The 432-nt window shown below is 64.8% G+C and carries 1 protein-coding gene; it reads right to left on the bottom strand.

Going from position 1 to position 432, the window contains the following annotated elements:
* Positions 1–432 (bottom strand): IS66 family transposase (locus HUO12_RS14420; RefSeq protein WP_176274504.1); only part of this gene is annotated, 432 nt, incomplete at both ends.

Below are 432 nucleotides of genomic sequence, written 5' to 3'. Positions count from 1 at the left end.
GCAGGATCGTCCAGGTAGCGCGTCAGCGCCACCCAGCGATTGAGGCTGTAGTCGATCGCCTTGGCCGTGGCGGTCCCATCGGTGATCTTGCTGCGCTGGGCAACGAGCCAGTCGTGCAGCGCCTTGGCAATCGGCGCAGCCCTGGCTTGTCGCATCTGATACCGCTGCTCAGCATCGAACTCCTTGGCATCACGCTCGATGCCATAGAGCTGCCCGATGAACTCAATGGCTGTCTCGGCGATCGTGCTCTTGTTGGCCTGATGCAGTTCGATGAACTTGCGCCGCGCATGGGCCATGCAGCCGGCCTCCGTCACGCCCAGCGCGAAGCTGGCCTTGTAGCCGCTGAAGTCGTCGCACACCAGGCTGCCGCGCCAGTCGCCCAGGAAGGCGCGGGCATGCTCGCCCGAGCGGCTCTCGGTGAAGTCGTAGACC

The organism is Altererythrobacter lutimaris, assembly GCF_013371495.1.
Lineage (GTDB): Bacteria > Pseudomonadota > Alphaproteobacteria > Sphingomonadales > Sphingomonadaceae > Erythrobacter > Erythrobacter lutimaris_A.
This window is presented reverse-complemented; position numbering and strand designations above follow the sequence as displayed.